The 14,044-nt window shown below is 60.3% G+C and carries 12 protein-coding genes and 1 pseudogene; 5 read left to right on the top strand and 8 right to left on the bottom strand.

Translation table 11 applies throughout. The annotated features are described in order from the left end of the window. Nucleotides 1-159 precede the first annotated feature (159 nt). On the bottom strand, nt 160-720 hold the full coding sequence (locus CKW18_RS18415; RefSeq protein ID WP_371857638.1) for a HutD family protein: 561 nt from the start codon (nt 718-720) through the stop codon (nt 160-162). A gap of 23 nt (nt 721-743) precedes the next feature. Then, nucleotides 744-1,454 (bottom strand): histidine utilization repressor, encoded by a 711-nt coding sequence (gene hutC, locus CKW18_RS18410; protein ID WP_170947282.1) that lies wholly within the window; start codon nt 1,452-1,454, stop codon nt 744-746. Nucleotides 1,455-1,599: 145 nt separating this feature from the next. Here hutC and CKW18_RS18405 point away from each other — a divergent pair, with 145 nt between their 5' ends. Then, nucleotides 1,600-2,964, top strand: a complete 1,365-nt coding sequence (locus tag CKW18_RS18405) for a formimidoylglutamate deiminase (RefSeq protein WP_095190105.1) — start codon at nt 1,600-1,602, stop codon at nt 2,962-2,964. Between the two features lie 119 nt (nt 2,965-3,083). Here CKW18_RS18405 and CKW18_RS18400 read toward each other — a convergent pair whose 3' ends face one another. Together CKW18_RS18400 and CKW18_RS18395 are read right to left on the bottom strand one after the other, a co-directional pair. Continuing rightward, nucleotides 3,084-3,653: a lipocalin family protein gene (locus CKW18_RS18400; protein WP_095190104.1), complete on the bottom strand. Its 570-nt coding sequence runs from the start codon at nt 3,651-3,653 to the stop codon at nt 3,084-3,086. Nucleotides 3,654-3,683: 30 nt separating this feature from the next. After that, the gene (locus CKW18_RS18395; RefSeq protein WP_003220802.1) at nt 3,684-3,938 is read right to left on the bottom strand and encodes a hypothetical protein; all 255 of its coding nucleotides are present in this window, start codon (nt 3,936-3,938) and stop codon (nt 3,684-3,686) included. Between the two features lie 281 nt (nt 3,939-4,219). Here CKW18_RS18395 and CKW18_RS31515 point away from each other — a divergent pair. The 4 genes and pseudogenes from CKW18_RS31515 to CKW18_RS18380 all read left to right on the top strand — a co-directional run. Beyond that, nucleotides 4,220-5,254, top strand: a pseudogene (locus tag CKW18_RS31515) (cache domain-containing protein); the annotation flags it as partial. A gap of 93 nt (nt 5,255-5,347) precedes the next feature. Beyond that, nucleotides 5,348-6,112, top strand: coding sequence for a methyl-accepting chemotaxis protein (locus tag CKW18_RS31510; RefSeq protein WP_371857639.1), 765 nt, complete (start codon nt 5,348-5,350; stop codon nt 6,110-6,112). Nucleotides 6,113-6,335: 223 nt separating this feature from the next. Continuing rightward, the gene (locus tag CKW18_RS18385) at nt 6,336-6,608 is read left to right on the top strand and encodes a type II toxin-antitoxin system Phd/YefM family antitoxin (RefSeq protein WP_095190102.1); all 273 of its coding nucleotides are present in this window, start codon (nt 6,336-6,338) and stop codon (nt 6,606-6,608) included. After that, complete coding sequence (locus CKW18_RS18380) at nt 6,605-6,937, top strand: type II toxin-antitoxin system RelE/ParE family toxin (protein ID WP_095190101.1); 333 nt, start codon at nt 6,605-6,607, stop codon at nt 6,935-6,937. Before CKW18_RS18385 ends, CKW18_RS18380 begins: the two co-directional genes overlap by 4 nt. 1 nt (nt 6,938) lies before the next feature. Here CKW18_RS18380 and CKW18_RS18375 read toward each other — a convergent pair whose 3' ends face one another. The 4 genes from CKW18_RS18375 to CKW18_RS18360 form a co-directional block, all read right to left on the bottom strand. Next, nucleotides 6,939-7,541, bottom strand: a complete 603-nt coding sequence (locus CKW18_RS18375) for a DUF924 family protein (RefSeq protein ID WP_095190100.1) — start codon at nt 7,539-7,541, stop codon at nt 6,939-6,941. Between the two features lie 3 nt (nt 7,542-7,544). Further along, nucleotides 7,545-8,555 carry a class 1 fructose-bisphosphatase gene (locus CKW18_RS18370; RefSeq protein ID WP_095190099.1) on the bottom strand — a complete coding sequence of 337 codons (1,011 nt, stop codon included), beginning with the start codon at nt 8,553-8,555 and terminating at the stop codon, nt 7,545-7,547. A 322-nt stretch (nt 8,556-8,877) separates the two neighbouring features. Then, on the bottom strand, nt 8,878-10,242 hold the full coding sequence (locus CKW18_RS18365) for a DUF3999 domain-containing protein (RefSeq protein WP_095190098.1): 1,365 nt from the start codon (nt 10,240-10,242) through the stop codon (nt 8,878-8,880). After that, nucleotides 10,239-13,829, bottom strand: coding sequence for a DUF2339 domain-containing protein (locus CKW18_RS18360; RefSeq protein ID WP_095190097.1), 3,591 nt, complete (start codon nt 13,827-13,829; stop codon nt 10,239-10,241). The genes CKW18_RS18365 and CKW18_RS18360 overlap by 4 nt, the downstream gene beginning before the upstream one ends. Nucleotides 13,830-14,044: the final 215 nt, after the last annotated feature.

The following is a 14,044-nucleotide window of genomic DNA, read 5'->3' as shown; positions in this document are numbered from 1 at the left end:
GGGCTGGAGCACGATCTACATCACAGGCAAAAAGCCTAAGGAGCTGCACGGCTTCCAAATCCCTCCCTCGATGATCAGTCGAGAACTATCGCTCCTGATGGAGCGATAGTCGAGATACAAGGAGCTGCCGAAGGCTGCGATCTTTTGACGTTACTTGAATCAGCGCGCAGTCAGTTCGATCACGCAGCACGAGGCATTAATGGCGACTTCAACCAGCCCGCTGTTACCGTCCAATTGCAGGCAATCATGACGACCGAGTTGTGCGGTCTTTTCACCGACCGCCACTTCCAGCAGCTCAGCGACACTGAACACTAAAACGGTCGAAGCCGAACTGAAAAACCGTTGCTCACCGTCCAGCCACTGCAAGCGCGCGCTGTAACGCTGCGGCGCGTAGATCAGATTGAAGTCGCGAATCGCACCGCCGAGCAGCGTGCAGGAAACCTGGCTCTCCCCGCTGAAGGCGAAAGGGTCGAGCGGTAACAGCGGCCGCGTGTCGTCGCCATCGACGCACAGGGTCATGCCGTCACCCTGCAACACGGTGATCACCCGCTGGTAACCGGCGAAAGTCGAAAATCCGCCCGACTCAGCGATGTCGGCAATCGACAGGCGCCAGCCGAAACCATCCAGCCCTGCACCGGCATCACGAGTGATTTCCTCAGTGCTGCCACCGCCGTTTTTCCACGGCATGCGCGGGTAACCTTCAGCGCGTAAAACCTTCACTTCACTTCACTCATTTATGCTCTCTATTTATGGAACCGACCTTCCAGACGATGACGGGAACCGGGGTGAATCAGGCGCGCAGCGGTCACCGGCTGACGGCCCGACCACGTGCGACGGCGGATCAGCAGGCATGGCTCGCCCTTTTCGATCTGCAGCAACTTGCACTCGGACGCTTCAGCGAGGATCGCTTCGACCACATGCTCGCCCTCAGTCAGCGGCGCCACCTGGTTGAGGTAGGCGTAAGGCGTTTGCAGGGTGAAGTCCTGCTTGAGGTATTCCGGGGCCACCAGCGCGTTGACGAAACGGTCTTCGATTTGCACCGCAATGTCGTTTTCGTAATGCACGATCAGCGAGTGAAAAACCTTTTGCCCTTCGCGCATGTCCAGCGCCAACGCGCGTTCGGAGCCGGCGGCCTCTTCTTCGAGGGTAATGACCTGGCAGGTGTGGCGATGACCACGGGAGGCGATTTCGTCGGCGATGTTGTGCACCTCGAACAACGCAGACTGGCTCTTCGGCTCGGCGACGAACGTGCCGACGCCTTGCATGCGCACCAGCAGACCGTCGGCAGTCATCTCGCGCAGGGCGCGGTTGATGGTCATGCGGCTGAAACCGAGCTGATTGACCAGTTCACTTTCCGACGGCACGCGGTAGTGCGGCGGCCAGTTACCACTGTCGATCTGCTGGGTGATCATCTGTTTGACGCGGGCGTACAAGGGCGCCGGAATGTCGCCCATGTTCGCGGCCAACGGGGAAACTGGAGGCGGAGTCGGCACGGTGGATCCTTGTTCGTCGGTAGAGGTTGCTAGCTTGCCGGAGTTTACCGGGCAGGCAAACGTCTGTATATGTATATACAAATAACACACGATGGGGTGCTGAACCATGTCCGCCTTCTTTGCCGAACGCGCGCTGCTGCCTAATGGATGGGCCAATAATGTACGTCTTGAGGTCAGCGCCGCTGGCCTGCTGACCCAGATCCAGGCCGATTCCACCGCAGATGGCGCCGAACGGCTGAGCGGTCCGTTGCTGCCGGGGATGCCCAATCTGCACTCCCACGCCTTCCAGCGCGCGATGGCCGGGCTGGCCGAGGTGGCTGGCAATCCCAACGACAGTTTCTGGACGTGGCGCGATTTGATGTATCGGCTCGTCGGAAAAATCAGCCCGGATCAACTTGGCGTCATCGCCCGACAGCTGTACATCGAAATGCTCAAGGCCGGTTACACCTCGGTCGCTGAATTTCACTATGTTCACCATGACAGCAATGGTCAGCCTTATGCCGATCCGGCTGAACTGGCGTTGCGCATCAGTCAGGCTGCCAGCGAAAGCGGCATCGGTTTGACCCTGCTGCCGGTGCTCTACAGCCACTCTGGTTTCGGCGGGCAGACGCCCAATGATGGCCAGCGCCGCTTTATCAACAGCACCGAAAACTACCTCAATCTGCAATCACGCTTGCAGCCGCTGCTGGCGCAGCAGAAGGCGCAATCGCTGGGCCTGTGTTTCCACTCGTTGCGCGCGGTCACCCCGCAGCAAATCAGCGAAGTATTGGCCGCCAGCGACAAACAATGCCCAGTGCACATTCACATCGCCGAACAGCAGAAGGAAGTCGATGACTGCCTGACCTGGAGCGGTCGTCGGCCGCTGCAATGGCTGTACGAAAACACCGAAGTCGATCAGCGCTGGTGTCTGGTTCACGCCACCCACACCAACCCGGAAGAAGTCACGCTGATGGCAAAGAGTGGCGCCATCGCCGGCCTGTGCCTGACCACCGAGGCGAACCTCGGCGACGGGATTTTCCCGGCGGTGGATTTCCTCGCTCAGGGCGGACGCATGGGCATCGGTTCCGACAGCCATGTGTCACTCAGTGTGGTGGAAGAATTGCGCTGGCTGGAATACGGCCAGCGCCTGCGCGATCAGCGACGCAACCGTTTGTATGGCGCCGATCAGCCGATGGTCGGGCGCACGCTGTATGACGCGGCGCTGGACGGCGGCGCGCAGGCGTTGGGGCAGCCGATCGGGGCGCTGGAAGTCGGCAAGCGTGCGGACTGGATTGTGCTTGATGGCAACGATCCGTATCTGGCAACGGCCAGCGGCGACGGGATTTTGAATCGCTGGTTGTTTGCCGGCGGCGATCGTCAGGTTCGCGATGTGCTGGTCAATGGCCAGTGGGTGGTGCGTGATGGCCGGCATGCCGGCGAAGAACAAAGCAATCGCGCCTTCACCCAAGTCCTGCGTGAACTTCTGGGCTGACGCATAACCAATGTGGGAGCGGGCTTGCTCGCGAAGAGGGTGTATCAGTCAACACTTCAGTCGACTGACACACCCTCTTCGCGAGCAAGCCCGCTCCCACTTTGGTTTTGCAGTGTTCTTTAATTCGAAGTCTTGGCCATCTGCCGATCCGACGCGCGCCAGATCAACCGCGTGGTGTCGTAACCCTGCTGACGCGCCTTGCTCAGCAGCTCTTCGCGCACCACACCGTTGACAGTCGGTGTACGCGACAGCAGCCACATGTACTTGCGACTCGGGTCGCCGACGATGGCGGTCTTGTAGTCATCGCTGACGTACAACACCCAGTATTCGCCTTTCACCACACCCGGAATCAGCCGTGAGAACCAGGTATCGAACTCGACCCACAGCTTGTCGGTCTTGCCCGGCACCTGTGGATAAGCGGTGCCCTTGGCCTCTTCCCACTCCCAGTCTGTCGTCAGGCAGCGGTTGAACACCGCCATGTTGCCGTCGGGCTGAAGGGTGTAGCGAGCTTCGGATTGCGCGCAATTGCGCTGGAAGTACATCGGCAAACGCGCCAGCTCGTACCATGTGCCCTGATAGCGCTTGAGATTGACGCTGTTGACGGTTTTCGGCGCCAACGGGTCGACGCCGGAAGTGGCGCAGCCGGCCAGTACCAGGCCGGCAAAAAGGATTAGCAATAACCGCTTCATTTTTCTTCTCCGTGGGCGCGAAGCCCCGGTTTACTTCAGGCCTTGGCCGGAAAACATCAGCACTTTGTCACCGGCGTATTGCACGCTGATAAAGCTGTTCTTGTCGCCCCAGGTGCAACTGGACATGCCGAGCGCGCCCGAGCAATCGGTGGGCTTGCCGAGCAGAGTCTCGACTTCGGCCTTGGCCATACCAGCCGAGAGCTTCGAATAGTTTTCCTGATTGACCTTGCTGCATGCGGCCAACAGCACGCAAAACGTCAGAAGGGCGATAGATCGCAGCGACATGGTGTAACTCCTGGAACGAGGGGGGATGGCATGGTGCCAACCAGAAGCTTAGAAGAGAAAACCCTCATCTGGTTCCCTGGGCGGATGGCTATTTATTAGCCCGCCCGTCTGGCTTTTGCCTTTAAATCAGACACTTTGTAGGGCTATTGAGCATTTCGTCGCATTTCATCCGACACGCCTAATCTTTGGCGCACGGCGGTCGAAATAAGAGCAGCGCAAAGCCCCAAGGTGTGGCAAATTGCCGCCCTTTCTTGACCAGCCCCTTCGCGGTAGTTCATTCGATGACCAGAAACATGAAATTCAGCCACAAAATCTTGTTGGCTGCCGCCCTCGTGGTGGCTGTTGCATTCGCCTGTTTCATTTTTTTCAACGACTATCGACAACGCGAAGCCCTGAGCAGTAGTACCGAAGCCTCGATGCAGGAGCTGGGCAGCCTGACCACCAGCAACATCCAGACCTGGCTGGAAAGCCGCATTCAATTGCTGCAATCGCTGTCCCAGCAGGTAGCCATTGACGGTAACGCCCCGGCCAGCCTGAAACGCATCATCGACCTGCCGGCCTACACCGGTAACTTCCAGCTCAGCTACTTCGGCGGTACGGATGGCGTGATGTTCTCCGTGCCTGCCGGCAATCGCACGCCGGATTACGACCCGCGGGCCCGCGGCTGGTATAAAGCGGCCAACGGCGCGCAGCAGACCATCGTCACCGAACCGTACATCGCCGCCTCGTCGGGCAAACTGGTCATCACCGTTGCCACCCCGGTACAGCGTCAGGGCCAGATGCTCGGCGTGGCCGGTGCGGACATCGACCTGACCAGTGTCAGCGCGATCATCAACTCGCTGAACTTCGGCGGCCACGGCCACGCGTTCATCGTCAGTGCCGAGGGCAAAATCCTGATCCACCCGGACAGCAAACTGGTACTCAAGACCCTCGCCGAGGCCTATCCGAACGGTGCGCCGAAGGTCAGCCCGGGCCTGAAAGAGGTCGAGTTCGACGGTAAGCCGCAACTGATCTCCTTCACCCACGTCAACGGTGTGCCGTCGGCCGACTGGTACGTGGCGCTGGTGCTGGACAAAGACACCGCGTTCGCCATGCTCAGCGAATTCCGCACCTCGGCGCTGATCGCGATGGTGATTGCCGTGATGATCATCATCACTCTGCTCGGCATGCTCATTCGTGTGCTGATGCAACCGCTGCTGACCATGGGCCGCGCGATGCACGACATCGCCGAAGGCGAAGGTGACCTGACCAAGCGTCTGGTGATCCACGGCAACGATGAGTTCGGCGCGTTGGGGACCTCGTTCAACCGTTTCGTCGAACGGATCCACACCTCGATCCGCGAAGTGGCTTCGGCCACCGGTCAGGTCAACGAAGTCGCCCTGCGCGTGGTCGCCGCGTCGAACTCCTCGATGTATAACTCGGATCAACAATCCAGCCGTACCAACAGCGTCGCTGCGGCGATCAACCAACTGGGCGCCGCCGCGCAGGAAATAGCCCAGAACGCCGCCCTCGCCTCGCAGCACTCCAGCGAGGCGCGCAGCCTGGCGGTCGACGGTCAGCAGGTTGTGGATAAAACCATCCACGCGATGCAACAGCTGTCGGCGAAGATCAGCGACTCCTGCGGCAACATCGAAACCCTGAACAGCAACACGGTGAACATCGGCCAGATTCTGGAAGTGATCACCAGCATCTCCCAGCAAACCAACCTGCTCGCGCTCAACGCCGCGATCGAAGCAGCCCGTGCCGGTGAGGCTGGCCGGGGTTTCGCCGTGGTTGCTGACGAAGTGCGCAACCTCGCGCACCGCACCCAGGATTCGGCGCAGCAAGTGCAGAAGATGATCGAAGAACTGCAAGTCGGCGCACGCCAGGCGGTCAGCATCATGACCGAGAGCCAGCGCGAGAGCGAAAGCAGCGTCGGCATCGCCAACCAGGCCGGCGAACGCCTGGGCAGCGTGACCCAGCGCATCGGCGAGATCGACGGGATGAATCAGTCGGTAGCGACCGCGACTGAAGAACAGACCGCTGTGGTCGAGTCGATCAACGTGGATATCAACGAGATCAACACGCTGAATCAGGAAGGTGTGGAGAACTTGCAGGCGACCTTGCGGGCGTGTTCGGATCTGGAGCAGCAGGCGGCGCGGTTGAAGCAGTTGGTGGGTAGTTTCAGAATTTAAGGCGCTGCCACGGGCCTCTTCGCGAGCAAGCCCGCTCCCACAGGGTTTTGTGGTGTAACGCACATTGTGTGAACACCGAAGATCCCTGTGGGAGCGGGCTTGCTCGCGAAAGCGGCATTAGCGACGAAAGAATGTTGAATTGAAACACGCTGGTCAGCTCACACTGACGGTGTGACTGAATTAAGACTAAACTCAGTCCTGTTCAATTTGGCGGGATTCAATCATGAAGCTTTCATCGCAAATAAAACCGATCAGTTACCTGAAAAGCCATACGGCCGAAATCGTCAAATCAATCACAGAAAGCCGCGAGCCGCTGGTAATCACGCAAAACGGTGAAGCCAAGCTAGTGGTTATGGATGTGAAAAGTTTTGAAGAGCAAGAAGGCACGATGGCCTTGCTGAAGCTCTTGGCGATGGGTAATCGGGAGATTGAGGAAGGCAAGTTCAGTGACGCTGAAGACGTCTTTACCGAACTGGACAAGGCCGATCATCAATGAGCTTAAAGGTCGTTATTCTTCAGTCAGCGCAAGCAGATCTCAAAGAACTTCGCACCTACCTCGTCAGACAGTTCTCATCCCAAATTTGGCAAAGCACTTATGCCGATCTCAAGACTGCGATTCTGGGTCTCGCAGATCTGCCTTATTCAGGATCGATGCCCGAAGAAATCGAGAAGCTCAATCTCGGTCAATACCGCCAGATTGTCTTGGGAATGAACCGGATTATTTATGAGGTGCGAGAAAAAACCATTTTCATCCATATCATTGTCGATACGCGAAAAAGTCTGCCAGCACTGTTGATGAAACGGCTTCTACGAGGCAATCCTTGATTTAGAACCGTGACCCAGGCTGACTGAGAAACACCAACTCCTCAGCTGTAGACTCCCGCCCCAACACCGCATTGCGATGCGGAAACCGTCCAAACTGCGCGATCACTTTCTGATGCCGTTCGGCATAATCCAGGTTGTCGGCAAACACCGCGCGCTGCGCTTCCGGCTGCTCAGCCACCAGATCGATAAACCGCGAAACCGCTTCATTCTGCACCGCGAGGTTTTCGCAGTGTTCGAACACCAGATAGATGAACACCCGCTGGATCGGCTTCAACTGCCGATCGAAATCCGCAGCAATGCCTTGCGCGACGAGCTTCTGCGCGCGCAGATCACCGGAAAAGGCTTTGGGAGTATCGCGATAGATCATTCGCGGCAGTTGATCGAGTAACAGCACCACCGCCAGCCAACCTTCTGGACGTTGCGTCCACTCGGTCAATTCGCCAGCCAGGGCCTGATCGACAAAGACCCCGAAACGCGTCTGCGCTTCGAGGTCTTGGCTGTCTCGCTTGCCGAACCACAACTTGCCCTTGTCAGCCGCTATCTCGTCGGGGGATTCGGCATGTCCGAACCACCAATCGAGCAACAGCTGCCAGGGTGCGTTCATGGTTTATTCCTTGTGGTAGGCCGTAGCGCGTGCGACTTCTTCTTTCGAACCGAGGAACACTGCAACACGCTGATGCAGGCCTTCAGGCTGAATGTCGAGGATGCGCTGGTGGCCGTCGGTGGACGCGCCGCCCGCCTGTTCCACCAGGAACGACATCGGGTTGGCTTCGTACATCAGACGCAGTTTGCCCGGCTTGGACGGCTCACGGCTGTCGCGCGGGTACATGAACAGACCGCCACGGGTCAGGATGCGGTGCACGTCGGCAACCATCGCCGCGACCCAACGCATGTTGTAGTTCTTCTTCAACGGACCTTCTTCACCGGCCAGCAGCTCGCCTACGTAGCGTTGTACCGGGGCTTCCCAGTGACGCTGGTTGGACATGTTGATGGCGAATTCCTGGGTCGATTCAGGAATGGTGATGTCTTCGTGGGTCAGCACGAAGCTGCCCATCTCGCGGTCCAGGGTGAAGCCTTTGACGCCGTGGCCCAAGGTCAGCACCAGCATGGTCTGCGGGCCATAGATCGCGTAGCCGGCAGCAACCTGCTGAGTGCCTGGCTGCAGGAAAGCCTTTTCGTTCAGCGGCTCGTTCTGGGTCAGGTATTCGTTCGGGCAACGCAGTACCGAGAAGATCGTGCCGACCGGGGCGTTGATGTCGATGTTCGACGAGCCGTCCAACGGGTCGAATACCAGCAGGTACGCACCTTTCGGGTATTTGCCCGGGATCTGGTAGGCATTGTCCATTTCTTCGGACGCCATGCCGGCCAGGTGACCGCCCCATTCGTTGGCTTCGAGCAGGATCTCGTTGGAGATCACGTCGAGCTTCTTCTGCACTTCTCCTTGTACGTTTTCAGTGCCCATGCTGCCCAGAACACCACCCAGGGCGCCTTTGGACACGGCGTGGCTGATTTCCTTACAGGCACGCGCCACCACTTCGATCAGGAAGCGCAGATCGGCAGGAGTGTTGTTGCTGCGGGTCTGCTCAATCAAATAGCGACTCAAGGTAACGCGGGACATGGACGGCTCCGGTGGAATGGGGGGCTAAAAACCCGCGCAGTTTACAGGGAGTCTGAAAACGTAGCGAGCGAAGACGCCCGGTAACGTGCGTTGGGGTGTAATTGCCTGCATGAGACGTGATTCGGCCTGGAGAGTTCAGGTACCGGGTTTAGCGTAGTTGGAAACGGAATGGATGGTAGCTCCGGATTTTTGTCGACCGATCGGCCGCCTTCGCGAGCAGGCTCGCTCCCACAGGGAATTGTGGTGACCACAAAATTGGCGTCCACTGAAGATCCACTGTGGGAGCGGGCTTGCTCGCGAATGGCGCGCAGCGCAGCCATTATCAGGAGTTGGCGGGAGGCTTGCGCAGCAAACTGAACGCCATCGCCCCCAGGAACACCACACTCAGCAACAACACCGCCCACAACCCGATCTTCTTCCAGTTGGTCTCCGTTACCGCCGCTGTGGTTGCCGTCGAAGTCTGCGTAGCCATCGCCTCCCCCTGAACCACCGCCTTGCCCAACGTCGCCAGCTTCTGCGGTTTGAAATCCGGAATCAGCGTCGCCAACGGCAGATTCGCCGTTTTCACATTCGGATTGCCCAGCGCGAGACTGTAAGGGCCGGCGCCGCGCGCGAGGAAAATCACCTGCGTCGCCCGCACCGCGTACATCACACTCGGCGCCTGCTCGCCCAGACCACCGCCGCGCTCATCCACAGTCAGTTTCAACTGCTGCACGGTCTGCCCGTAAAGCTGCAATTCGTTCTGCACCACGTCCTGGCCATTCTGCGTCAGGCGATACAGCAAACCACTGCTCAGCGTCTGCCAAGGTAAACTGCTCTCACGTCGGCCCGCCAGCGTCACCGGTGCCAGACTGTTCGGCTGCTTCAACTCAACCTGCACCCGCTCGACATTGAGCCCCATCGGCAACTGCCAGGTGTATTCCCCGGCCTTGGTGCTGCTGCCCGCCAATGACTGCGACCAGACCAATGGTAGGGGCAGGTTGCGTGGGTCGCTGCTTTTCAGTTGCGCCGAGGTCAGGATCGGTGCCGAACTCGGTGAATCCCACAGCAAGCGCACATAGCGCGCCGACTGCCCCGGCAAGTTCACCTCGTGTTGCTCGATGCGCTCATCGGCGAAGGTCAGCCGCGCCACTTGCCCTTCGCCCCACGGCTGCCAGTGCTGCAAGTCGTCACTGGCTTCGATGCTGAAACGCTGGAAGCCGTCGCGTTCGCTGGTCCAGTCGAGGATCAACTGTTGCAACGGCGCCTTGATCGAACTGGCGTCGAGCAGCCAGCCGCGCAGCACTTCTTCACCGGCCTCCAACTGACTGGACGGCTGCACTTCCACCAGCGTGCCTGTGGTGGTCGATTGCACGCGCACGTTCGGCTCACGCTCTGTGGCGTCGGCGGCGTTGTACAGCGGGAACCACTTCACCTCGTGCAATTGACCATCGTCGCGGGTTTGCGCCGATTCGCGGGCCAAGGCGTAAGCCTGAGGTTCGCCGGCAGCGTTGAATACGCGCAAGTCGCTGAGGTCGGTCTGGCGCGCCTGCAATTGCGCGTTTAGCGGCAACTCCAGGCGATACCACGGGCCATCGCCCGTCACCGACAGCGGCACCTGCGTGGCGAAGTCCGCCGGTTTTTCCTGAGCGCCGGCGACCATCACCACACCCAACGCCAACCACCCCAGATTCAGCATGCGACTCAAGATGCAACTCCTTCGGTTTCCGGGGCTGGTTTTCCTGCCTCCGGGTCAGCTTCGACGCGTTTGGGTGGCAGCGGCGCGAAGTAGCCCACCACCAACAGCAACACGCCGACGCCGATAAACGAGACGATCCGGGCGAGGCCGCCACGGTTGCTCAATTCGACAAAAATCAGTTTGGCCACCACCAGCGCAATCAGCGCCGCACCGATCAGCCAGACTTCGCGACGATGACGCAGGTGTCCGCCGATCATCAGCCCCAGCGCCATCAGCGTCCAGACGATGGACAATCCGGCCTGCACCAGCATAGAGGCGAGCAGTTGATCGAGCTCGAACGGAATGCCGGCCCAATGGTGCGCGGCGCGGGTCACCAACGCGGTGCAGAAAGCGAACAGCGAAACCCCGGCGACCAGTTGCGTAGCGTAATCGGCGTAGTCCTGACGGATCGACAGTTGCGACACCGCGCTGCGCGACCACACATAAACGCCGAACAAGGCGAACAGCAGGCCCAGCTCCAACGGGTTGAGCAGTGGTACATACGGCAACGGTTCGGCGTTGCCATCGCTGACGCCATTGGCCAGCCAGAACCAGCCGAGCATCAACACCGCCAACGGTGCGGCCGCGTACAAGCGGTACTCGCGCGGGAATGCCAACACCGGCCACGGCCAGTGGCGCGGTGCGGCTGCCAGCAACAGATACAGGCTCGGCAGAATCGCCCAGCCCAGCCAACGCCAAGCGTTGTATTGCTCCGACAACAGCAACAAGCCGTAGCGCAATTCCAGCGCCAGCACACCGATCAGCAGCCAGCAGCCGAGCACATGCGCAGTGCGCAAAGCCCGTGTCGGCAGCATCGGCGCCAGACGCCGCAGGCTGAAGAAATGCACCGCAAACACCACCGCCCATGCCAGCCAGCCGAAATTGGCAGCCGGGTGAAAACGCGAATGCCACGAGACCAGCAACACCAGCCCAGCCACCGGAATCAGCAAGGTGCAGAGCAGAGCGAGCGACGGCCATTTCAGGCGCATTGCCAATACCGTCCACAACGCGACCATGAACGCGGCGACCAGCAGCAATAGCGAATTTTCCAGATTCATCGGCGCAAAACGCATGACTTCGCTGAACCACGCCAACGCCCACCAGGCGGCGCCCCAGATCAACAACACTTCGGACAGTCGTTGCAAGCTCAGCACATCAAACGCCGAAGCGTGATTACCCAGTTGCAGACGCCAGGCCCCGATCATCGCCGCCAGACCCAGCACCAGTGGCGTCCAGAATCCACCATGGGCCAGCGGTCGCAGCCCTTCGCTGGACAGCGGCCCGAGCCACTCGGGGCCGGCCAGCAAAAACGCCGCGCCGCCAATCAATTGCAACAGCAGACCGAAAACAAAACTCACCCGCTGCTTGAGGTACAGGCTCAGCCAGATGATCAGCAAACCACTGGCTGCCCACACCGCACTCGCGGTCTGCCATGGCAGCACGAACAACACCGCCAGATTGATCAGCACCAGCCCGGCGAGCAGCACCACCGACAAACCGCGCAGCAGACGCACATCGCCGCGCACCATCTCGTCGCGCGCCGCGAGTAGCATGCCGGCGATCAGCGCCAGACCGATCAGAGACGCGCTGAGCAAACCGCTCCAGCCGGCGCTGAACACCGCCGCCGAATCCTCGCCCGCGCCTTGCAGACGCAGCAGGAACAACGCGCCGCCGAGCAGTTGCACAGCGAATGCAGTGAACAGGAAGGTGCGCGATTGCAGGCGCAGACCGACGAACAACGTCGCCAGACCGGCCAGCGCCCAACTGATCGCCGTACCTTGGACAAAGAAGAACAACGGCGCCAGCAAATAGAGGAACGTCAGGCCCAGACACGCCAACACCGGCAGGCCTTGGCGCTCCCACGGCGAGGTCTGCTCCGGCGAGGCCTTGCGCAATTGATAGAAACTGAACAGCAACGCCGCACCGAGCATCAGCGCGCCAAGCGGAGCACCGTCGAGCAGGCTGCTTTCGCCGACATTCAATTGACTGATGAACGCCAGCGCCGAACCCAGTTGCAGTAGCAAGGCGAAGGCCCGGGCGAACGGTCGATACTGACGCAGGCCCAGCCAGAAAATCCCCGCGCCCTCCACGGCCCATGCGGCCGAGGTCCAACGCGCATCCAGGCCCAGCGGAATCGCCAGACTGGCGAAAATCACCCCCAATGCCAGGCAGGTTTCGCCCAGCAGTACCGCGCGACCGCCCATCAGCACTTTGGCCAGGCCCATGTAAATCATGCCCAGCGCGAGGGCACTGAACGCGGCGGCAAATTCCAGATGCTGGACCAGCGCGAACTGCAGACCGAAGCCGACAATCGGCGGGCCGAACAGCATCGTGCCATCAACGTAATCGCCCTTGCGCGCCGACCATTTCAGCAGCGCTTCACGATCACCATCCGCCGGAGCGTCCGGCATATCCAGCAGTTTTCGCCGGGCAAACAGCAGGCCGATGGCGAGATACATGAGGAAGAACAGAATCAGGAACGGCTCGGTGCTCCACAGCAGTTCCGGCGTGTACGAACGCAGGCCCCAGGCGAAACCGATACCGAAGGTGCCGACGAAGCCGATCAGGTTGAGCAGGCGCCAGGCTTTGAACCAGGCAATGGCGAGAATGCCGGCGTTGAGCAGGGCGAAATAGCTGAACAGCGCGACGTGATTGCCGGCGCCGGTGGACGTCAGGATTGGCGCCGCGAACCCGCCCAGCGCCGCGACACACGCCAGCGCCAGAGAGTCCTGAGTAATCGCCAGGATCGCCGAGAACACCGTCACTGCCACCAGCAAGCCCAGGGCGGCGGACGGATCCAGCAACGGGTGCAGGCGCATCGCCGCAAACACCGTCAGGTACAACACCGCGATGCCGGTGCCTTGCAGCATCAACGCATAGCTGCTGTTGCGGTGCCGCAGCCACCAGCCCAGCGCCAGCAAGCCCAGCGCCGCAGCCGCGACCCCGGCATAACGCAATTCGATAGGCACCACCATGCCTTCGGTGGCGTAGCGCAGCAGAAAGGCCAGACCGAAGAACAACAACACCACGCCGACCCGCAATACGGTGTTGCCGCCGAACAGCCAGTTGCGTGCCGCGCTAATTGCGCGCTCGATGAGGTTCGGGCCACGGGGTTCGGCGGGGCGCTTGGGTTCAGGTTCGGGCGTGACGGCGTCCAGACGCCAGACATCGTCCGGCAACGGTTGGCTGGTTTCGCGAGCGACGGCGGACAGTGGTTCCAGATCGGCCGACAGTTCCCAGACCAGTTCGGGGGCCGGGGCCTTTTCGACGACGTTGACAGGTTCGGCCAATGGCTCGCTAACCGGTGCCGCACTCGGTGGCGGAGCAGCATGAACCGGCGCACCTTCGAGCAGAAACAGGCGCTGTTCAATGCCCTGCAAGGCAACCTTCGCCTGTTCAAGTTGATGCTGCTGTTGCGCAGCCTGCGCGCCCAGCCGCGCGATCCGCAGCGCTTGCCCGATCGCCAACCCCAGCAACGCGCCCAGCAGCGCATCACTGAACGACTCGTCGAGCAGCCAGCCGAGCACCAGCCCGATCAACATGAACATCCATTGCATGGTCGATATCCCTAAGCGGCCCCATGATGGGGCAATCCCGGCAGTTGCTTCAGTCTAGGCACAATCTACTGTGGGAGCGGGCTTGCTCGCGAAGGCGTTGTGTCAGTCGATATTAAAATTGACTGACACACCACCTTCGCGAGCAAGCCCGCTCCCACAAGGGGTCTCGTGACGACTGATACGGCCCGGTAACCGGCGCTCAGTATATCGATCCG

This window comes from Pseudomonas sp. Irchel 3E19 (assembly GCF_900187585.1).
Classification (GTDB): Bacteria; Pseudomonadota; Gammaproteobacteria; order Pseudomonadales; family Pseudomonadaceae; genus Aquipseudomonas; species Aquipseudomonas baetica.
The sequence above is the reverse complement of the archived record's forward strand: the minus strand, read 5'-3'. Positions and strand labels throughout refer to the sequence as shown.